This window comes from Rhodococcus sp. IEGM 1351 (assembly GCF_030056875.1).
GTDB lineage: Bacteria > Actinomycetota > Actinomycetes > Mycobacteriales > Mycobacteriaceae > Rhodococcus_F > Rhodococcus_F opacus.
Genome location: NZ_JASHKU010000002.1, coordinates 472,072 through 491,776, shown reverse-complemented (window position 1 = coordinate 491,776; position 19,705 = coordinate 472,072). Strand labels below are relative to the sequence as shown.

Below are 19,705 nucleotides of genomic sequence, written 5' to 3'. Positions count from 1 at the left end.
CGCGTCCTGCTGGTCGTGGGAGCGCTCGATGAGCAGTCGGAGGGCGCGGGGAGGTCTGCACCGATTGTGGGTGAGGTGAGATCGTCGCCTGCACCGCGCTTTTCCGGATGGCAGCGAGGACCGGCAACGCTTCCTCACCGAGGCGCGCACGCAGTTCGTTGCTTTCCCGATCGCTCACGGCCCGAATCCTCGACCGCGCCCGTGAGTGCCCGACGAGCCCAGAGACTCCTCAACCACGCACGGGGAGCGGAGCTCCGTTCAGTAGTGCGTCCCTGGCCATCGTCGCGGCCCCGATCCGCTGGGCCGATTCGCCGAGTTGGGTTTCCCGGATGCGGGCGAGGGGACGGTGCCCGGAACCGGTTGCGAGAGAGGCGTAGACGTCTCGCGCGTGGTCGAGGAACAGCGGAGCCGAACCGCTGACACCACCGGAGACGACGACGAGATCGGGGTCGTAGACGTCACCGACGATGGCGAGTCCGACGCCCAGCCACCGTGCGAACTCCTCCATGGTGCGCACGGCGAGCGGGTCGCCGTCCCGCGCGGCGCTCGCGATGCGGCGGCCGGTGAGCGATCCCGGGTCGCTCGCGACCTCGCGTGCGAGCAGCGTGGAAGTCGCCGGGTCGGCGGCGAGGAGCTCGATGGCGGTGTCGACGAGCGCTGTTCCGCTGCAATACCGTTCCCAGCACCCCCGTTTACCGCACGCGCACGGTCTGCCGCCCGGCACCACCTGGAGGTGACCCAGCTCGGGGGCGACGCCGTAACTGCCCCGGTAGAGCGTGCCGTCGATGAGCAGAGCCGCACCGATGCCGGTGCCGATCGCGACCATCACGACATTGCGACCACCGGCGGCGGCACCGAACCGGTGCTCCGCCCACGCCGCCGCGTTCGCGTCGTGTTCGAGGACTACCGGCAGTCCGAGCCGGTCACTCAGATCGTTCGCGACCGGCACGTTCTTCCACGGCAGGTGCGGGGCGAATCGCACCGTGGTGAGGTCGGAGCTGATGAATCCGGCCACGGCGAGACCGACGGCGGCGATCCGATGACGGGACGCGAGCTCGCGGACGGCACGGTCGAGCGCGTCCTCGAGGGCTTTCGCCGACTGCGGTGTGGGTGCCTGGACGGAGTCGAGTACCTCGCCGACGTCGTCGACCACACAGGCACGGATACTGGTACCACCGACGTCGATGCCGACGGTGAGAGCGGAAGCAGGCACGGAGGCGACGGTACTCACCGTGCCGAGGCCGTCGCCGCCTCGGGTACCGCCCGGGAATCTTCCCAGGCGTCGAGCCGGTTGATGGCTGTCCTCGCGACCACCTGTTGCTCCGTGACCGCCAGGTGTCCCCGGGTCCTGCCCAGGAACGACCAGGTCCAGGAGATGGCGGTCGCGAGTCGGCTCTTGAAGCCGACGATGTAGACCAGGTGGATCAGGAGCCAGAGCAGCCAGGCGAGCAGCCCGGTCAGTTGGAGGCGGCCGACCTTCGCGACCGCGTGGAAGCGGGAGATCATGGCCATGCTGCCCTTGTCCGTGTATCGGAACGGGGCGCGTTCGGGCTTGTCGCGACCTTTCCGGTGGGCGCGCACCTCCGCGGCGATCAGCTGCGCGGCGTAGCGGCCGCCCTGGATCGCGACCTGGGCGACGCCGGGAAGGCCGTCGCGGTTCATCATGTCCCCGACGACGAAGACGTTGCTGTGGCCGGGGAGGGTGAGGTCGGGTTCGACGAGGACACGGCCCGCGCGGTCGGTGTCGGCGCCGGTCTGTTCGGCCAGTTGCCGGCCCAGCGGGCTGGCTGCGACGCCGGCGGACCAGATCTTGCAGGCGGCCTCGATCCGCCGCTCCCCGTCCTGGTCGCGGACAGTGAGTCCGTCGTCGTCGACGTCGGTCACCATCGCGCCGAGCTGGATCTCGACGCCGAGATCCTCCAGCGTGTCGGCGGCAGCTCGACGCAGTTTGTCGTCGAAGGGCGGGAGCACCGTGGGCGCCGCGTCGAGCAGGATGATCCGCGCGTCACGGGGATCGATGGTGCGGTAGGCGCCGGCGAGAGTGCGGTGTGCGAGCTGGGCGATCTCGCCGGCCATCTCGACTCCGGTGGGCCCGGCGCCGACCACGACGAACGTCAGGAGTCGCGCCCGCTCGGCGGGATCGGTGCTCACCTCGGCGCTTTCGAAGGCGCCGAGGATGCGGCCGCGCAGCTCGAGGGCGTCGTCGATCGTTTTCATTCCGGGTGCGTGCTCGGCGAAATGGTCGTTGCCGAAATAGGATTGGCGGGCGCCCGCCGAGACGACGAGGCTGTCGTACTCGGTGACGGTGGTGCGGCCGCGATGTGTGGAGGTGACGGTCCGATCGGCGACGTCGATCTTCTCGACTCCGCCGATCAGGACGGACGCGTTCTGCTGGTCCTCGAGGACGAGCCGGGTCGCGGGCGCGATCTCACCCTCGGACAGGATTCCCGTCGCCACCTGGTACAGCAACGGCTGGAACAAGTGGTGTGTCGTGCGATCGATCAGAGTGACATCGACGTCCGTCCGTTTCAGAGCCTTGGTGGCGAAGAGGCCGCCGAATCCCGATCCGATGACCACGACCCGATGACGGCGGGCGAGAGAGGTGTCGCTCATGAAGTTCCTTTCGATCGAACGGACTCCGCGCCGGACCGCGGACGGTCCGGCGCGGAGAACCAGTACCTATGCGTTCTGGGGGAAGCCGAGGTTGAGTCCGCCGTGGCTGGGGTCGAGCCAGCGGGTGGTGACGACCTTGCCGCGGGTGAAGAAGTGCACGCCTTCGGTGCCGTGGGCGTGGGTGTCGCCGAAGAGGGAGTTCTTCCAGCCGCCGAAGGAGTAGTACGCCATGGGGACGGGGATGGGGACGTTGATGCCGACCATGCCGACCTCGACCTCGTTCTGGAACCGTCGGGCGGCGCCGCCGTCGTTGGTGAAGATGGCGGTGCCGTTGCCGAACTGGCTCGAGTTCACCAGTTCCAGGGCCTCGTCGTAGGAGTCGACGCGGATGACGGAGAGGACGGGTCCGAAGATTTCGTCGGTGTACACGCTCATGTCGGTGGTGACGTGGTCGATCAGGGTCGGTCCGAGCCAGAACCCGTCTGCACCGCCGTTTGCCTGCACGGTGCGCCCGTCGACGACGATGGTGGCCCCGTCGTTTTCGCCGGCGTCGATGTAGGAGGCGACCTTGTCGCGGTGCACCTTGGTCACCAGCGGTCCCATGTCGGAATCCTGGGTGCCGTCGCCGATCTTCAACGTGTCGGTGCGGTCCTTGATCTTGGCGACAAGTTCGTCGGCGATGTCGCCGACCGCGACCAGGGCACTGATGGCCATGCAGCGTTCGCCGGCGGACCCGAAGCCGGCGTTGACCATGGCGTCGGCGGTGAGGTCGAGGTCGGCGTCCGGCAGGACGATGGCGTGGTTCTTCGCCCCACCCAATGCTTGGACGCGTTTGCCGTGGGCGGTGCCGGTGGCGTAGACGTACTGGGCGATGGGGGTGGAGCCGACGAAGCTGATGGCCTTGATCGCGGGGTGGGTGAGGAGTTCGTCGACGGCGGTCTTGTCGCCCTGCAGCACGTTGAACACCCCGGCCGGGAGTCCGGCTTCGGCCCAGAGTTCGGCCATCCAGATCGCGGCGGTCGGGTCCTTCTCGGACGGCTTCAACACCACGGTGTTGCCGGCGGCGATGGCGATGGGGAAGAACCACATCGGGACCATGGCGGGGAAGTTGAACGGGGAGATGACCCCGACCGGGCCGACGGGTTGGCGGAGGGAGGAGACGTCGATGTTGGTGGAGGCGTTTTCGGTCATGCCGCCTTTGAGCAGGTGGGCGATGCCGCAGGCGAATTCGACGACTTCCTGGCCGCGGCTGACTTCGCCGAGGGCGTCGGAGACGACCTTGCCGTGCTCGGCGGTGATGATCTCGGCGAGTTCGCCCTTGCGGGCGTTGAGCAGTTCCCGGAATGTGAAGATCACCTGGGTGCGCTTGGCGAGGGAGGTGTCGCGCCAGGCGGGGAACGCGGCGGCGGCGGCGTCGATGACGGCGCGGGCGTCCTCGACGCTGGCGAGGGCGACCTGACCGGTCACGGCACCGGTCGCCGGGTTCGTCACCGGGGCGGTGTTGCCGCTCGTACCGGCGAATCCCTTGCCGTCGGACCAGTGTGCGATCTCGCGAGTGATGTTGGTGCTCATGTGTTGTCCTTTCACCGCGTGCGCGCGATGTAATCCTTCATGGTCTTCAGTTGGTAGCGGGAGACGTCGTGAGCGTTCTCGTCTTCGGCGAAAACGCTCGACACCATCACCGTGTCGGGTTTGTCGTAGAAGCCGAGTTCGCCGAGCCCGCCGAAGAACTCGTCCCAGTCGAGGTCGCCGTCGCCGATCTTGAGGTGCTGGTGCACACGCACCGGGTTGCCGGGCGGGTTGGTGATGTACCGCAGTCCGTGGGAGCGGTGGTGATCCATCGTGTCCGCGACGTGGACGAGCCGCAGCATGTCGCCGGCCGCGCGCATGATCTCGAGCATCCAGGCGCCCATGTGGTACGAGTGGCACGCGACGTACACCAGTCCGAAGTTCTTCGAGTTGATGCCGCGGATCATCCGGATGGCGTCCAGACCGTTCTCCACGAAATCGTCGGGGTGCGGGTCGATGCGAACGTCGATGCCTTCACGCTCGATGATGGGGACGAGTTCCTCCATCGACCGGTAGAAGGCGCGCTCCGATTCCTCGGCCTTCTCCGGGCGGCCGCTGAACTCGGTGTTCATCACGTTCACACCGAGGTCGACGGTGATCTGAATGGCGCGCTTCCAGTACCGCACCGCCGCCTCGCGGGCGTCTTCGTCGGGGCCCGACCACCGCAGGACCGGCAACACGGAGGCGATTCCGACGCCCGCATCGCTGCAGGACTTGCGGAACTGCCGAACCAGCTCGTCGTCGGCCTTCGGGTGGTTGAAGAACGGGATCATGTCGCGATGAGGGGTGAGCTGTAGGTGTTCGAAGCCGAGTTCGGCAACCACCGCCGGCAATTCGAGGAGGGAGTAGTCGTGGTGGAAGGGGGTGGGGTCGAGTGCAATCTTCATCGTGTTCATGCCCCCGGAATGGAGGAACGGTCGACCATGTCGACGGCCACGCGCTCGCCGGTCTCGAGCGACTGCACGCCGGCAGCGCACACGGCGGCGGCGGCGTAGCCGTCCCACGCACCCGGTCCGTCGATGTAGTTGCCGGTCTCCGCGCCCGTGCGGGCGGCGTTGACCCAGCGCTGGATCTCGACGTCGTACGCCTGGCCGAAGCGTTCCTTGAACGACGGGGTGATCTCCCCGCCCGACATACCTGCGCCCGAGCGGCCATTGCCCGCGCCGGTGCCGTACTTGCGGACGAGTCCGACATCGAGACCGATGAACGCCGAACCCTTCTCGGCGACGATCTCGGTGCGCACCTCGTACGCGACACCTGTGGTCACGAAGACCTCGACGTCGACGTGGCGACCGGATTCGGTGCTGAAGAACGCGATCTGCGGATCCTGCAGTCCCTCGGGTGCACCCGGGTTCGCGGCGGGGCGGAGGATCTGTACCGAGGTTATCTCCTCGTCGAACAGGAATCGGGTGACGTCCACCTCGTGGACCAGCGAGTCCTTGACGATCATCGAGCTGTCGAAGCTCGGCGGCACGGCGGGGTTGCGGTGCACGCAGTGGGCGAGAAGCACCTGCCCGAACACACCATCGTCGATGAGCGACTTCAGCTGCTCGTACTCGTGGTCGAAACGTCGCATGAAGCCGACCTGGATCAGCTTCTTACCGAGCTCGGCTTCGCGCTTGACGATCTCGAGGGACGTGGCGACGTCGGTGGTCAGCGGCTTCTCACACATCACCGGCTTGCCGTGCTCGAGGCAGGCGAGAAGCTGCTTCTCGTGCGTCGGGCCGGGGGTGGCCAGGACGACGGCGTCGACACCCGGGTCGGCGATCGCGTCGAGCGGGTCGCCGATCACCCGGCAGCCGGGGATCCCGGCCGCGATCTGCTCGGCCTTCTCGACGAAGTAGTCGTTGACGACGGCGACGGTGGCGCCCTTGATGCGTTCGGTGATGCGTGCGACGTGGTCGGCACCCATCATTCCGACACCCAGGACGGCGATGCGCAGGTCGTTGCTTCCGGACATAGCTGACTAGCTCCTGACGTGATCGGTTAGACGAACGTGACGGACGGGATCCCGCAGGACCCCAGGTACTTACGGGTGCGCTGGGCGATCGGCAGCGGAACGTCCACAGCGCAGGGGTAGAGATCCTGCTCGACGATCGCGAACACGTCGATGTCGAGCTTCTCGATTGCGGCGAGCAGCGGCGGCAGGTCGGGGATGCCGAGCGGCGGCTCGATCATCGCGCCGAGCTTGACGGCCTCGCCGAACGGCAGGTCCTCGGCCTCGACCTTGGCGCGGACCTCGGGATCGACCTGCTTGAGGTGCAGGTAGCCGATCCGCTCGGGAGCGCGCTCGATGATCGCGAGGTTGTCGCCGCCGCAGTAGCTGATGTGGCCGGTGTCGAGGCACAAGTTCACGTACTCACTGTCGGTGCCGTCGAGGAAGCGGTACACATTCTCCTCGGTGTCGACGTGGCTGTCCGCGTGCGGGTGGTACTGCGCCTTCACGCCGTACTGCTCGAACATCTTCTTGCCCAGCTCGTTCATGCCGCCGGTCTTCTTCTTCCACTGCTCCGCAGTGAGATTGCGGTCCTCGAGCACCTCGCCGCTGCTCGGGTCGCGCCACATCTCCGGGATCACGACCACATGCTTGCCGCCGGCGGCGGCGGTCAGCTTCGCGACGTCCTCGATCTGGGTCCACACGGCATCCCAGGAGTCGTCCTGGTGCAGGTGCTCGAACACGGTGCCGGCCGACAGTTTCAGATTGTGGGCCGCGAGTTCGTCACGGAGCTGCTGCGGATCGGTCGGCAGGTAGCCGTACGGGCCCAGCTCGATCCACTCGTAACCGGACGCGGACACCTCGTCGAGGAACCGCCCGTACGGGGTCTGCTGCGGGTCTTCGGGGAACCAGACACCCCAGGAGTCGGGGGCGGATCCGACGCGAATAACGCTCATCGGGAAATCCTTTCGAAAGTTCTACTGAGGGAGAGTTAGTTGCCGGACGGGCGCAGGAACGGACGCTGGATCTTCTTCCACTGCGCGTACGTCTCGTAGGCGGCCCGGGTGGAGTCGAGCGTGCTGGTCGCGCTGACCGGCACGTCCCACCAGGATTCGCTGTCCGGGGCCGCGATTCGCGGGTCCGTCTCGACGTGGATGACGGTGGTGTTGTCGCTGGCCTTCGCCAGCTTGACCGCGTCGGCGAACTCGGCGGCCGTGTTCGCGCGGATCACGTCGGCGCCGAGGCTGGCGGCGTTGGCCGCCAGATCGACGGGCAGGATGTCGCCGTCGAGCCGGCCGGAGTCGCCGCGGTAGCGGTAGTCGGTGCCGAACCGCTGCGAGCCCAGCGACTCCGACAGCGACCCGATGGACGCGAACCCGTGATTCTGCACGAGGACCACGATGACCTTCACGTTCTCCTGCACGGCCGTGACGAGTTCGGTGGCCATCATCAGGTACGAGCCGTCACCGACCATGATGAACACGTCGCGGTCGGGGCAGGCCATCTTGGCGCCGATGCCGCCGGCAATCTCGTAGCCCATGCACGAGAAGCCGTACTCGACGTGGTAGCCCTTGGAGTCGCGGGTACGCCACAGCTTGTGCAGGTCGCCGGGCATGGAGCCGGCGGCGCACACGACGACGTCCCGCGGATCCGACAGCGTGTTGGCGAGACCGATGACCTGGTTCTGGTTCAAGCCGAGCGAGTCGTCGTCGATCTTGTAGACCGCGTCGACCGTGGACTCCCAGTGGTCCGCGAGTTCGGTTGTACGCGAGCGGTACTCGCCGGAAACCTGGTAGTCGCGCAGTGCCACGGCGAGTGCCTCGAGCGCCTCGCGGGCGTCTGCGACGACGCTGACGCCGCCTTGCTTCACCGAGTCGATCGACGCGACGTTGATGTTGACGAACCGCACGTCGGGGTTGTTGAACGCGGTCCGCGACGCCGTGGTGAAGTCGCTGTAGCGGGTGCCGATGCCGATGATCACATCGGCCTCGGTGGCGAGCGCGTTGGCCGCCGTGGTGCCGGTCGAGCCGATCGCGCCGACCGACTGCGGGTGGTCGTAGGGCAGTGAACCCTTGCCGGCCTGACTCTGACCGACCGGAATTCCGGTCGCCTCGGCGAACGAGGCCAGTGTCTCGGTGGCGCCCGAGTAGATCAGGCCACCGCCCGCGACGATCAGCGGCTTCTTCGCCGTCCGGATCACGTCCGCGGCCCGCTCGATCACCGACTTCTCGGGGAGCGGCCGGGCCAGGTGCCACGTGCGCTCCGCGAACAGCGACTCCGGCCAGTCGAAAGCCTCCGCCTGCACGTCCTGCGGAATGGCGACGGTGGCCGCACCCGTCTCGACGGGGTCGGTCAGCACGCGCATCGCGCCGAGCAGCGCCGAAGGCAACTGCTCCGGCCGCCACACCCGGTCGAAGTAGCGCGACAGCGGTTTGAACGCGTCGTTGACGGTGACGTCGCCGCTCGAGGGCAGTTCGAGTTCCTGCAGCACCGGTGCGCTCGCGCGGGTGGCGAACGTGTCGGCGGGCAGGAGCAGGACGGGCAGCCGGTTGATGGTGGCGAGCGCCGCGCCGGTCAGCATGTTGGTCGAGCCGGGGCCGACGCTGGCCGACACCGCCCACGTCTGCAGGCGATCCTTCTGGCGTGCGTACGCGACCGCGCTGTGCACCATCGCCTGCTCGTTACGCCCGAGGACGTACGGCAGTTCGGATTCGGTCCCGGCTTCGACCGCGTCGATCTCGGCCTGCAGCAGTGCCTGACCGAGTCCGGCGACGTTGCCGTGGCCGAAGATGCCGAAGCATCCGGCGAAGAACTTGGTGCGTTCGCCGTCCCGCTCGACGTACTGGTTGGCGAGGAATCGGATGGTTGCCTGAGCCACCGTGAGGTGGACGGTGCCCTCGGCGTTGGGGTTCTTGCTCGCCGACATCGGCGCGGTGGACACCACGGTCATGCTCCTTCGGACGGTGCGTGGAGGGGGAGGCGGGGATCGACGGTCTGGTGTTCCCAGCTGCCGCGCAGCCAGGTGTGGGCCGGGTCGTCGCAGATGTTCCAGGCGCGGTCTTCGCCGGGCCCGGCCATGACGTTCAGGTAGTACATGTGATGTCCGGGGGCGGCGATCGACGGTCCGTGATAGCCGTGCGGCACGAGCACCACATCACCGGAGCGCACCTCCTCGAGCACCTCGATGGGCCGCTCGGGAGTGCCGTACACGCGATGGTAGCCGAATCCGGTTCCGCCGAAATCCACTGCGGTGGAATTTGCTTCGGCGATTTCGAAGTAGTAGATCTCCTCGAGCTGCGACTCGACGTCGCGGTTCTCGTCGTGCTTGTGGCTCGGGTACGACGACCAGTTGCCGCCGGGAGTGACGACCTCGCACGCGATGATCGAATCGGCCTCGAAGCGATCGGCGGTGCCGAAGTTGTGCACCTGGCGGCTGCAGTTGCCCGCGCCGCGCAGTTCGACGGAGATGTCGGCTGCCGGGACGTACCGGAACGGGAACTTCTGCCGCGCGCGGGCCCCGCACAGGGCGAATCGTCCACCGGTCGCGCTCGTCACCGTGTAGGCCGAATCCCGGCCCACGTAGGCGAAGTCGCTCGGTCCGTCGAACACGGATCGCCGCCCGGTGAGGGCGAACTCGGTGCCCTCGCTCGACACCGCCGCGGACCCGGCCAGTGGCACGACGATGATCTCGTCGTCACCGGACGCGAGTTCGGCCGAGCCACCGGGGGCCAGGGTGAGCACCCGCAGACTCGATTCGGTCCAGCCCGCCGATTCGGGGGTGACCTCGAGGTCGAACGGCCCGGTGGCCGCGGAACCGACCGGCACGTAGTACTTGCTGTTCATCGTGGGCCTCTCCGGTGTGCGTCAGTGAACGAGGGATACGGCGGTGTCGACCGCGGCGGCGACGTCCTCGTCCCGCGGGTACAGCAGGGTGCGTCCGACGATCAGGCCGCGGACCGACGGCAGCGCGAGGGCCTTGGCCCAGCTCGCGAACGTTTCCTCGGGGGCTGTCTGCGGGTCTCCGCCGAGCAGTAGCGTCGGAAGCGTCGTCGCGTCCATGACGCGTTCCATCTCGTCGACCACCGGAAGCTTCATCCAGGTGTACGCGGACGTGGAGCCCAGGCCCTGGCTGATATGGATCGACTTGATCACGGCGTCGGCGCCGAGATCGTTCTTGACCTTGCCGTCGACCCGTCGCGACAGGAACGGTTCCACCATGGCCATCAGTCCGGCCTCGGCCAGGGCATCGACCGCCTGGGCGCACGCGGTGAGGGTGGAGAGCGTGCCGGGATCGTCGAGATCGATGCGGCACAGCATCTTTCCGCCGTTCATGCCTGCCTTCGCGGTGCCGGCCGCGGTGTAGCCGGTCATCCGGTCGTCGAGTTCGAAACTGGCGCCGGCCAGGCCGCCGCGGTTCATCGACGAGATGACCACCTTGTCGTCGAGCGCGCCGAGCAGCACCAGATCGTCGAGGATGTCGGCGGTGGCGAGCACACCGTCCACGCCGGGGTTGCGCAGGGCGGTGCGGAGGCGGTCGAGGAGGTCGGTGCGACTGTTCATCGCGGTCGGACGGTCGCCGACCGAGAGTGCACCGCGGGCGGGATGGTCGGCGGCGACGATCATGAGCCGGCCGTTACCGCGCACCGTGGGCCGGGCGATCCGGGTCGCCCAGGCACGGTCGATGGCGGCCGGGTCGTTCGCGCGTACCTCGGTGACGTCGGCGTAGGACGCGCAGACTGCGCGGTGAGCGAGAGTTTCAGACATTGACAGCCTCCGAAGTGGTGGAATCGGCGAGCGCCCGGACCTCGTCGGCCGTCGGCATCGCGGTGGAGCATTCGAGGCGGGAGGCGACGATCGCCCCCGCGGCGTTGGCGTAGCGCAGGATCTTCTCGAGCGGCCACCCCGCGAGCAGGCCGTGGCACAGCGTGCCGCCGAAGCTGTCGCCGGCACCGAGCCCGTTGACCACCTGGACGTCGTTCGGGGGCACCGTGATGCTCTGGGTGCGTGTCTTCCCGAGGACACCCTTGGGGCCCTGCTTGACGATGGCCAGTTCGACGCCGAGATCGAGCAGCGCGTCCGCGGCCTTGTGCGCATTGGTCTCGCCGACCGCGATCTCGCACTCCTCACGGTTGCCGACCGCGACGGTGACGTGCTGGAGGGCCCGCTGCACCTGAGCGGTGGCCTCGGCGGGGGAGGACCAGAACATCGGGCGGTAGTCGAGATCGAGGACGGTGTGGGTGCGGCGTCCGCGGGCCTCCCAGGCTGCGAAATGCGCACTGCGGCTGGGCTCTTCGGACAGCCCGGTGACCGTCGACCAGTACAGCTTCGCGTCGCGGACCGCGTCGAGATCGATGTCCGCCGGCGTCACCTGCAGGTCCGGGGCGACGGGTTTGCGGTAGAAGTACAGCGGAAAGTCGTCCGGCGGGAAGATCTCACAGAACGTAACGGGAGTCGGGTGCTCGGTGTCGATGCCGACGTAACGGTTGTCGACGCCGAGGTCGGTGAGTGCCGTGCGGACGAAGCGCCCGAACGGATCGTTGCCGACGCCCGAGATGAGCGCGCTGCGGCAGCCGAGGCGGGCGGCGGCGACGGTGACGTTGGCCGCGCTTCCGCCGAGGAACTTGCCGAACGTCTCGACGTGCTCGAGTCCGACTCCGGTCTGCAATGGGTAGATGTCCACACCGCAGCGCCCGATGGCGAGGACGTCCAATCCGTTCCGGTTGGTGTGCGTCTGGATGGTGGTCAAGGCTGACTCCCGAATAGGTCGTTGTGGGTGGTCTGCGCAGGGCGCCGAGGTCTGATTGAAACTGTGCTCCACCTCACCGACTCCTGTCAAGACTTTGTCCTGACATTATTACTTGAAGTCAATCTGGTGTTAGTGTTCGCATACACTGCCGGAAAGATCGGCGACGGCGACGTCGCCCCGCGCACGAGGATCGGAGTTGTCCGTGGGTGCACCACTCGCAGTCGAGCTCGACAGGTCGAGCCCGGTTCCGCTGTATTTCCAGCTCGCGCAGACGATCGAGAACGCGATCATCGGCGGGGAACTCGCCCCCGGTGACCGCTTCGAGAACGAACTGGCGCTCGCCAAGCGGCTGAACCTGTCGCGCCCCACCACGCGCCGCGCCATCCAGGAGCTCGTCGACAAGGGGCTGCTCGTCCGCAAACGCGGGGTCGGAACCCAGGTGGTGCAGAGCGCGGTGCACCGGCCGGTCGAACTCACCAGCCTCTTCGACGACCTCGCGCGGGCGGGGCAGAGCCCGACCACCAAACTCCTCGACTACCAGGTGGCCGTGCCGGCCGAAGACGTCGCCGCCGAACTCAACCTGCAGCCCGGCGCCGAGGTCGCGTCCATCCGGCGCCTCCGCAGCACCAACGGCGAACCGCTGGCGCTGATGACCAACCACATCCCGGTGGACCTCGCGCCGGATCCCGAGGAACTGGAGGCGCACGGCCTCTACCACGCACTCCGGGCCCGCGGCGTGCACATCCGGCTGGCACGGCAGCGCATCGGCGCGAAAGCGGCGAGCAAGGCGGAGGCGTCGCTGCTCGACGAGAAGACCGGGGCGCCGCTGCTGACGATGAACCGGACCGCGTTCGACGACTCGGGAAGCGCCGTCGAGTTCGGCAGTCACTGCTACCGCGCGTCGCGGTACTACTTCGACACGACCGTTGTCGATCGCTAGAACCGCGCGCGCGACGTCGTTCCCCCGCGGAATGGCCCTGCTGGTGGCAGGCGCCCTGTTCATGGAAATTCTCGACGCCACCATCATCGCGCCCGCCGTCCCGCTGATCGCCGAGTCCTTCGGTGTCGACGCAGTCGACGTCAACATCGCGATCTCCGCCTACCTGGTGACGGTCGCCGTCCTCATTCCCGCGAGCGGGTGGGTGGCCGACCGGTTCGGGACGCGCCGGGTGTTCGTGGCCGCCATCGCCGTGTTCACGCTGGCGTCCATCGGGTGCGCGGCGAGTGTGTCACTGCCGATGCTCGTCGCGATGCGGGTGCTGCAAGGAGTCGGCGGCGCGATGATGGTGCCGGTCGGGCGGCTCGCGGTGCTGCGGTCGAGCACGAAGAGCGACCTCGTCCGCGCGATAGCCCTGCTCACGTGGCCCGCGCTGGCAGCGCCCGTCATCGCGCCCCTGCTCGGCGGTGCGATCGCCACCGTCGGCTCGTGGCGATGGATCTTCGTCATCAACATTCCCATCGGCATTCTCGGAATCCTGCTGTCCCTGAAGCTGGTTCACGGGGCGGGCTCGCGGTCGACGAGCAGGCTGGACTGGCGGGGCCTCCTCGGGGTCGGAACAGGGATCGCGGCAGCCCTGATCGCGCTGGAGAGCATCCGCGTGACGGGCACGGACTGGCGGCGGGTCGCGATCGGGGGAGTGGTCGCGGTCGTTCTGCTGGCGTCCTCGGTGCGCCATCTCGCCCGCACACCCCACCCGCTCGTCGACTTCCGCGTGCTGCGCGTCCGGACGCTGCGCACCACCGTCACCGGGGGTTCGCTCTACCGCCTGATCGTCACCGCGGTGCCGTTCCTGCTGCCGCTGCAGTTCCAACTCGGCTTCGGCTGGACGCCGTTCCTCGCGGGTCTGCTCGTCGCGGCGCTGTTCGCCGGCAACATTGCCATCAAGCCCTGTACGACGCCGCTGATGCGGCGCTTCGGGATCAGGCCGATCCTGCTGGTCAACGCCCTGCTGTCCGTCGGCTGCTTCGGGCTCCTCGCCGCCCTGAGCTCGTCGACCCCGATGCCGGTCATCGCGGGGGTCCTGTTCGTGAGCGGAGCCCTGCGCTCGGTCGGATTCACCGCGTACAACAGTCTCGCGTTCTCCGACGTCGATCGTGCCGACCTCACGCACGCGAACACCCTCAACGCCGCCGTGCAGGAACTGGCGGCCGGTCTCGGGATCGCGGTCGCAGCGCTCGCCCTCACCGCGTTCACGCCGTTGGCGACGTCGTCCGAGCACGGATTCGGGTCCGAATATTCCTGGACCTTCGTCCTTTTGGGGCTGCTGATGCTGTGCACGGTGGTCGACACGCTACGTCTGCCGCGCGACGCCGGGGCAGCGGTCACGCGCTGAGCGCGCCCGCACCCGCCCACGCATCTGCTCGATTTCCGGGCCGTCTGCGGGACACCCGTGTCCGCTCATTTGATATGTGGTCCTAATGTCCAGACAAACTATTGACTTTCGGGTGTGACGCGTATTACATCTAAGGCACACGGCCGAGACGTCACCGGGCCGTTCGTCCCCCCCGAGAGGAAAAGCAGATGAACTTCCCCAACCGGCGTCGCGTGGCGGTACTGGCCTGCGCGAGTGCCCTGGTGATGAGCCTCGTGGCGTGCTCGAGCACCGGAGGCAAGCCGGACAGCAGTGGGTCCGGGATCGGCGCGGGCACCGCCGACACCCCGCGCATCACGATCGCAATGGTCACGCACGCGGCACCGGGCGACACGTTCTGGGACCTGATCCGCACGGGCGCGCAGGACGCCGCGGACAAGGACAACGTGGAACTGAAGTACTCCTCCGATCCGCAGGCCCCCAACCAGGCCAACCTCGTGCAGACGGCCATCGATTCCAAGGTCGACGGACTCGCGCTCACCCTCGCCACCCCCGAGGCGATGGCTCCCGCCGTCAAGAGCGCGCAGGAGGCAGGCATCCCGATCTCCGCGTTCAACGCCGGATACGGAGCCTGGAAGGACATGGGGGCAACCCAGTACTTCGGGCAGGACGAGACCATCGCCGGCCAGGCCGCGGGGAACCGGCTCAACGAGGACGGCGCCAAGCATGTCATCTGCGTCATCCAGCAGCAGGGCCAGATTCAGCTCGAATCCCGTTGCGCCGGCGCCAAGCAGACCTTCCGCGGCACGTTCGAGACACTCAACGTGAACGGGGAGGACATGCCGTCGGTGAACTCGACGATCGCCGCCAAGCTCCAGCAGGACCCGTCCATCGACGGTGTGCTCGCGCTCGGCGCCCCGATCGCCCTGACCGCCGTGCAATCGGTCGGTAACGCGGGCAGCCCGGCCAAGGTCTACACGTTCGACACCAACGCGGCACTCGTCGATGCCATCTCCGACGGCAGCGTGCAGTGGGCCATCGACCAGCAGCCGTACCTCCAGGGCTACCTGGCCATCGATTCGCTGTGGCTCTACCTGAACAACGGCAACGTCATCGGCGGCGGCGGGCCCACGCTGACCGGGCCGTCGTTCATCGACAAGTCCAACATCGACAAGGTCGCCGAATACGCCAAGGCCGGCACCCGCTGATCGGCGGCCGATCACATGTCAGGGCACACGATCCGGACCCCGGTGGGTCCATCTCATGCACACACCATCACCGTCACCATCGACCCGGCCGCACGGCCGGCCGGCACTGCACAACGCTGAGATCCACCGGCGCGGAGAGGAAATCATGTCCACACAGCAAGATCTGGACCTTGCCAGTCACAAGGTCGTCCACGACGAGCGGGTGAAAGAACAAAAACGCCTGCAGCGTCTGCTGGTCCGCCCCGAGATCGGTTCCCTGTTCGGTGCGATCGCCATCTTCGTCTTCTTCATGGTCGTCGCACCCCCGTTCCGCAGCCCCGAAGCGTTGGCCACGGTGCTCTACGCCTCGTCGACGATCGGGATCATGGCGTGCGCGGTCGCACTGCTGATGATCGGCGGGGAATTCGACCTCTCCGCCGGCGTCGCCGTCACCACCAGCTCCCTCGCGGCGTCGATGATCGCCTACAACCTGCACCTGAACCTGTGGGCCGGCGCCGCCCTCGCCCTGGTCGTCTCGCTGGCGGTCGGGTTCTTCAACGGGTACCTGGTGATGAAGACGAAGATCCCCAGCTTCCTGATCACGCTGAGCTCGTTCTTGATGCTCACCGGCATCAACCTGGCGGTCACCAAACTCGTCACCGGCCAGGTCGCCACCCCCAGCGTGTCCGACATGCAGGGTTTCGACTCGGCGAAGAAGGTGTTCGCGTCCTCGTTCGAGATCGGCGGGGTGTCGGTGCGGATCACCGTGGTGTGGTGGCTGCTGTTCACCGCGATCGCCACCTGGGTGCTGTTCAAGACCCGGATCGGGAATTGGATCTTCGCCGTCGGCGGCAACCAGGACTCCGCCCGCGCGATCGGCGTCCCGGTCACCAAGGTCAAGATCGGGTTGTTCATGACCGTCGGGTTCGCCGCCTGGTTCGTCGGGATGCACCTGCTGTTCTCGTTCAACACCGTCCAGTCCGGGCAGGGTATCGGCAACGAGTTCCTCTACATCATCGCCGCGGTCATCGGCGGCTGCCTGCTCACCGGCGGGTACGGCACCGCGATCGGCGCCGCGATCGGCGCGTTCATCTTCGGCATGACGAACCAGGGCATCGTCTACGCCGGCTGGAACCCGGACTGGTTCAAGTTCTTCCTCGGCGCGATGCTGCTGTTCGCGGTCATCGCCAACAATGCCTTCCGCAACTACGCCGCCAAGAGGTGACCGCATGAGTACCATCGAACAGATGCCCGTCGATACCGAACCCGGTGGTGGCGACAAGATCCCGCTGATCGAGCTCAAACACGTCGGCAAGCGGTACGGCAACATCATCGCCCTGCAGGACATCAACCTGCGGGTGCGGGCCGGGGAGGTCACCGGTGTCCTCGGCGACAACGGAGCCGGCAAATCCACCCTGATCAAGATCATCGCCGGCCTGCACCAGCAGAGTGAGGGTGAGTTGCTCGTCGACGGCGAGGCCATCACCTTCGGCTCACCGAAGGAAGCGCTCTCCAAGGGCATCGCCACGGTCTACCAGGACCTGGCGGTGGTGTCGCTGATGCCGGTGTGGCGCAACTTCTTCCTCGGCCAGGAACTGCGGAAGGGACCGCTGAGGTCCCTCGACGCGAACGGGATGCGTGCCACCACGATGTCCGAGTTGTCGAAGATGGGCATCGAGTTGCCCGACGTCGACGCCCCCATCGGCTCGCTGTCCGGCGGCCAACGCCAGTGCGTCGCGATCGCCCGGGCGATCTTCTTCGGCGCCCGCGTCCTGATCCTCGACGAGCCCACCGCCGCCCTCGGCGTCAAGCAGTCCGGGATGGTGCTGCGCTACATCTCCGCCGCCAAGGAACAGGGCTTCGGAGTCGTGTTCATCACCCACAACCCGCACCACGCCTACATGGTCGGCGACCACTTCGTCCTCCTCAACCGCGGCCGCCAGAAACTGGACTGCACGTTCGACGAGATCAGCCTCGAAGAACTCACCCAGCAGATGGCCGGCGGCGACGAACTCGAAGCACTCACCCACGAACTGCGGCGTTAGGCACCGACACGACGATGCGCCCGGCACACGTGCCGGGCGCATCGTTCGTTTCGAGTGGATCAGACCTTCGCGTTCGCTTTCGCCTTCGTGAGCGCGACATCCTCCTTGTCGAGGTCGATCAGGGGAGTGCGGGAGTTCTCCTTGGCGGTGGAGGCAGAAGCCGCGGCGATGAGCGCGCAGACGGCGGTGAAGATCGCCACCGGCACCCAGTTCTTCGGGTCGGCGCCGCGCAGTGCCTGGGCGATGGTCGGAGCGAATCCGGCGAGAGCGAAACCGAGCTGCGTGCCGATCGCCATACCGGAGTAGCGAACCCGCGACGAGAACATCTCGGCGTAGAACGCCGGCCAGATGGCGTTGGTCCCGGCGTAGACGCCACCCATCAGCAGGATGCCGGCGAGGAAGATCATCGCCACGTTGCCGGTGCCGATCGCGGCGAAGTACAGGAAGATTCCGGCGGCCGAACCGATCGCGCCACCGATGAACACCGGCTTGCGGCCGATCCGGTCGGACAGCATGCCGAGCAGCGGCTGCGAGACCAGGGCCACCGCGTTGGCGGCGATCGCGACCCACAGCATGGTCGTGCGGCTCATCCCGATCTCGGGGGTGGTGGCGTAGGCGAGGCCGAACACGGAGAACACGGTGCTGACGACGGCGATGAACGCGCAGAAGACCACACGGAGAACGTCACGCCAGTGCGTGCGGAAGAGGTCGACGACGGGCAGCGGGGCGGGCGTCTCGTCCAGTGCTTCCTTGTTGGCGATGAAGATCTCGGGCTCTTCGAGCTTGCGACGCACGATGTAGGCGACGACGAGGACGAGGAGGCTGCACCAGAACGGGACGCGCCAGCCCCAGCTGTAGAGGGTCTCGTCGGGCAGCGCCGCGACGGGGATGAACGCGAGGCTCGCGACGATGAAGCCGGCCTGGGTACCGGTGAGCGTCCAGCTGCAGAAGAAGCCGCGACGGTGGGCGGGGGAGTGCTCGAGGGTGAGTGAGCCCGCACCCGACTGTTCGCCGGCCGCGGAGACGCCCTGGCAGATGCGCAGGAGCACCAGTAGCACCGGGCCGACCATTCCGGCCTGCTCGGACGACGGCAGACAGCCGATCAGGAACGTGACGACGCCCATGAGAACCAGGCAGAACATCATCACCTTCTTGCGTCCGGCCCGGTCGCCGAAGTGTCCGACGAACACGGCGCCGATCGGACGCGCGATGTAGGAGATGCCGAAGGTGGCCAGCGACAGCAGCAGCGGATTCTTCGATCCCTCGAAGAACACGTGCGGGAAGACCAGCGCAGCAGCCGAGGCGAAGATGTAGAAGTCGTAGTACTCGAGCAGGCTGCCGAAGAAGGCGGCCTTCGCGGCCTTCTTCGCGTTGGTGGGATCAGCGTTGGGGTCGACGGAGGAGCGGCCTTTGCCGTCACCGTTTCGACCGGAGACGCCGGTGCCGTAGTCGATGGTCATCGATACTCCTGGGGAGCGAGGAAAGTGAACACGGGCGGCTCGGAAGAGCAGGTGTTCGTAGGTCGTAGAAGCAAGGTAACCCCGGTCACAGCCTCGAGTCAATAATGGTCGAAATGGTTAGTTCATAATTTCCCGGGCTGCTGCAGGTACGCCAGGACGACGTCGCCGATCATTGCGCGCAGGTGGGGGCGGTTCTCCGCGCCGGTGAGATCCCAGTCGAACAGCGCCTTGAACGTGTACCGATTCGCCACCCGGAAGACGCAGTACGAGCTGATGAGCATGTGGATGTCGAGCGCCGTCGTGTCGGTGCGGAAGATGCCCGCCTCCTGTCCTCGCTGGAGGATCCGCTCGAGCGTGCGAATCGCCGGAGCCTGCGTCTCGGGGAGCCCCTCGGCCTGGACGAGGTTGGCGCCGCGATTCGTGTTCTCGATCGCGACGAGACGGATGAAGTCCGGGTGGGCCTCGTGATGGTCGAACGTCAGCTCGGCGAGCGCGCGGATCGCCTCGGTCGGCTCGAGGTGGTCGACGTCGAGCTGGGACTCCTCGTAGCGGATCTCCTCGTAGGCCCGCTGCAGTACTGCCCGGTACAGCCCCTCCTTGTCGCCGAAGTAGTAGTAGAGCATCCGCTTCGTGGTGGCGGTCTTCGCCGCGATCTCGTCGATGCGGGCCCCGGTCAGGCCCTTGTCGGCGAATTCCGTCATCGCCACCCGCAGGATGTTCTCCCGGGTCTTCTCGGGGTTACGGGTCCGTTTGACCGTTTCCTTCTCGGAGGTCGCGCCCGTCGTCTCGCTTCGTGTCATCGGTGAAACTCCTGCCTGTGCTGTCTTCCGCGCGGTA

At 67.2% G+C, this 19,705-nt stretch carries 17 protein-coding genes; 5 read left to right on the top strand and 12 right to left on the bottom strand.

The window, feature by feature from the left end; genetic code table 11:
- Positions 1-229 precede the first annotated feature (229 nt).
- The 10 genes from QM806_RS05470 to iolC form a co-directional block, all read right to left on the bottom strand.
- Positions 230-1,231, bottom strand: a complete 1,002-nt coding sequence (locus QM806_RS05470) for an ROK family protein (RefSeq protein ID WP_283290664.1) — start codon at positions 1,229-1,231, stop codon at positions 230-232.
- Positions 1,228-2,613, bottom strand: coding sequence for an NAD(P)/FAD-dependent oxidoreductase (locus QM806_RS05465; RefSeq protein WP_120660634.1), 1,386 nt, complete (start codon positions 2,611-2,613; stop codon positions 1,228-1,230). Before QM806_RS05465 ends, QM806_RS05470 begins: the two co-directional genes overlap by 4 nt.
- 66 nt (positions 2,614-2,679) lie before the next feature.
- Positions 2,680-4,185 carry a CoA-acylating methylmalonate-semialdehyde dehydrogenase gene (locus QM806_RS05460; protein ID WP_283290662.1) on the bottom strand — a complete coding sequence of 502 codons (1,506 nt, stop codon included), beginning with the start codon at positions 4,183-4,185 and terminating at the stop codon, positions 2,680-2,682.
- An 11-nt stretch (positions 4,186-4,196) separates the two neighbouring features.
- Positions 4,197-5,069, bottom strand: a complete 873-nt coding sequence (locus tag QM806_RS05455; protein ID WP_005562833.1) for a sugar phosphate isomerase/epimerase family protein — start codon at positions 5,067-5,069, stop codon at positions 4,197-4,199.
- 5 nt (positions 5,070-5,074) lie between these two features.
- The gene (locus tag QM806_RS05450) at positions 5,075-6,142 is read right to left on the bottom strand and encodes a Gfo/Idh/MocA family protein (RefSeq protein ID WP_005562834.1); all 1,068 of its coding nucleotides are present in this window, start codon (positions 6,140-6,142) and stop codon (positions 5,075-5,077) included.
- 26 nt (positions 6,143-6,168) lie between these two features.
- Positions 6,169-7,074 carry a sugar phosphate isomerase/epimerase family protein gene (locus tag QM806_RS05445; protein ID WP_265146199.1) on the bottom strand — a complete coding sequence of 302 codons (906 nt, stop codon included), beginning with the start codon at positions 7,072-7,074 and terminating at the stop codon, positions 6,169-6,171.
- A 35-nt stretch (positions 7,075-7,109) separates the two neighbouring features.
- Positions 7,110-9,068, bottom strand: coding sequence for a 3D-(3,5/4)-trihydroxycyclohexane-1,2-dione acylhydrolase (decyclizing) (iolD, locus tag QM806_RS05440; RefSeq protein ID WP_283290659.1), 1,959 nt, complete (start codon positions 9,066-9,068; stop codon positions 7,110-7,112).
- A complete protein-coding gene (gene iolB / locus QM806_RS05435; protein ID WP_283290657.1) occupies positions 9,065-9,961 on the bottom strand; it encodes a 5-deoxy-glucuronate isomerase in 897 nt (298 codons plus the stop codon). Before iolB ends, iolD begins: the two co-directional genes overlap by 4 nt.
- A gap of 21 nt (positions 9,962-9,982) precedes the next feature.
- The gene (locus QM806_RS05430; RefSeq protein WP_283290655.1) at positions 9,983-10,882 is read right to left on the bottom strand and encodes a Cgl0159 family (beta/alpha)8-fold protein; all 900 of its coding nucleotides are present in this window, start codon (positions 10,880-10,882) and stop codon (positions 9,983-9,985) included.
- Positions 10,875-11,864 (bottom strand): 5-dehydro-2-deoxygluconokinase, encoded by a 990-nt coding sequence (gene iolC / locus QM806_RS05425; protein WP_283290654.1) that lies wholly within the window; start codon positions 11,862-11,864, stop codon positions 10,875-10,877. The genes QM806_RS05430 and iolC overlap by 8 nt, the downstream gene beginning before the upstream one ends.
- 202 nt (positions 11,865-12,066) lie before the next feature.
- Between iolC and QM806_RS05420 the strand changes: the two genes are divergently transcribed.
- The 5 genes from QM806_RS05420 to QM806_RS05400 all read left to right on the top strand — a co-directional run bounded on the left by QM806_RS05420 (position 12,067) and on the right by QM806_RS05400 (position 17,408).
- The gene (locus QM806_RS05420) at positions 12,067-12,804 is read left to right on the top strand and encodes a GntR family transcriptional regulator (RefSeq protein ID WP_005261331.1); all 738 of its coding nucleotides are present in this window, start codon (positions 12,067-12,069) and stop codon (positions 12,802-12,804) included.
- A 31-nt stretch (positions 12,805-12,835) separates the two neighbouring features.
- A complete protein-coding gene (locus tag QM806_RS05415) occupies positions 12,836-14,197 on the top strand; it encodes an MFS transporter (RefSeq protein WP_120660638.1) in 1,362 nt (453 codons plus the stop codon).
- A 188-nt stretch (positions 14,198-14,385) separates the two neighbouring features.
- A complete protein-coding gene (locus QM806_RS05410; RefSeq protein WP_283290652.1) occupies positions 14,386-15,384 on the top strand; it encodes a substrate-binding domain-containing protein in 999 nt (332 codons plus the stop codon).
- 145 nt (positions 15,385-15,529) lie between these two features.
- Positions 15,530-16,588 (top strand): ABC transporter permease, encoded by a 1,059-nt coding sequence (locus QM806_RS05405; RefSeq protein WP_005261328.1) that lies wholly within the window; start codon positions 15,530-15,532, stop codon positions 16,586-16,588.
- 4 nt (positions 16,589-16,592) lie between these two features.
- Positions 16,593-17,408, top strand: a complete 816-nt coding sequence (locus QM806_RS05400; protein WP_005261327.1) for an ATP-binding cassette domain-containing protein — start codon at positions 16,593-16,595, stop codon at positions 17,406-17,408.
- Between the two features lie 59 nt (positions 17,409-17,467).
- On the opposite strand, the gene QM806_RS05395 is transcribed toward QM806_RS05400, so the two are convergent.
- Both QM806_RS05395 and QM806_RS05390 read right to left on the bottom strand, forming a co-directional pair.
- The gene (locus tag QM806_RS05395; protein WP_005562847.1) at positions 17,468-18,868 is read right to left on the bottom strand and encodes an MFS transporter; all 1,401 of its coding nucleotides are present in this window, start codon (positions 18,866-18,868) and stop codon (positions 17,468-17,470) included.
- 122 nt (positions 18,869-18,990) lie between these two features.
- The gene (locus tag QM806_RS05390; protein ID WP_005562849.1) at positions 18,991-19,668 is read right to left on the bottom strand and encodes a TetR/AcrR family transcriptional regulator; all 678 of its coding nucleotides are present in this window, start codon (positions 19,666-19,668) and stop codon (positions 18,991-18,993) included.
- Positions 19,669-19,705: the final 37 nt, after the last annotated feature.

What these genes read in the sequence shown, in the direction of transcription:
- QM806_RS05465 (WP_120660634.1), bottom strand. Translation starts at nt 2,613, where the DNA reads ATGAGCGACACCTCTCTCGCCCGCCGTCATCGGGTCGTGGTCATCGGA.
- QM806_RS05460 (WP_283290662.1), bottom strand. Translation starts at nt 4,185, where the DNA reads ATGAGCACCAACATCACTCGCGAGATCGCACACTGGTCCGACGGCAAG.
- QM806_RS05455 (WP_005562833.1), bottom strand. Translation starts at nt 5,069, where the DNA reads ATGAAGATTGCACTCGACCCCACCCCCTTCCACCACGACTACTCCCTC.
- QM806_RS05450 (WP_005562834.1), bottom strand. Translation starts at nt 6,142, where the DNA reads ATGTCCGGAAGCAACGACCTGCGCATCGCCGTCCTGGGTGTCGGAATG.
- QM806_RS05445 (WP_265146199.1), bottom strand. Translation starts at nt 7,074, where the DNA reads ATGAGCGTTATTCGCGTCGGATCCGCCCCCGACTCCTGGGGTGTCTGG.
- iolD (WP_283290659.1), bottom strand. Translation starts at nt 9,068, where the DNA reads ATGACCGTGGTGTCCACCGCGCCGATGTCGGCGAGCAAGAACCCCAAC.
- iolB (WP_283290657.1), bottom strand. Translation starts at nt 9,961, where the DNA reads ATGAACAGCAAGTACTACGTGCCGGTCGGTTCCGCGGCCACCGGGCCG.
- QM806_RS05430 (WP_283290655.1), bottom strand. Translation starts at nt 10,882, where the DNA reads ATGTCTGAAACTCTCGCTCACCGCGCAGTCTGCGCGTCCTACGCCGAC.
- QM806_RS05415 (WP_120660638.1), top strand. Translation starts at nt 12,836, where the DNA reads ATGGCCCTGCTGGTGGCAGGCGCCCTGTTCATGGAAATTCTCGACGCC.
- QM806_RS05410 (WP_283290652.1), top strand. Translation starts at nt 14,386, where the DNA reads ATGAACTTCCCCAACCGGCGTCGCGTGGCGGTACTGGCCTGCGCGAGT.
- QM806_RS05405 (WP_005261328.1), top strand. Translation starts at nt 15,530, where the DNA reads ATGTCCACACAGCAAGATCTGGACCTTGCCAGTCACAAGGTCGTCCAC.
- QM806_RS05400 (WP_005261327.1), top strand. Translation starts at nt 16,593, where the DNA reads ATGAGTACCATCGAACAGATGCCCGTCGATACCGAACCCGGTGGTGGC.
- QM806_RS05395 (WP_005562847.1), bottom strand. Translation starts at nt 18,868, where the DNA reads ATGACCATCGACTACGGCACCGGCGTCTCCGGTCGAAACGGTGACGGC.
- QM806_RS05390 (WP_005562849.1), bottom strand. Translation starts at nt 19,668, where the DNA reads ATGACACGAAGCGAGACGACGGGCGCGACCTCCGAGAAGGAAACGGTC.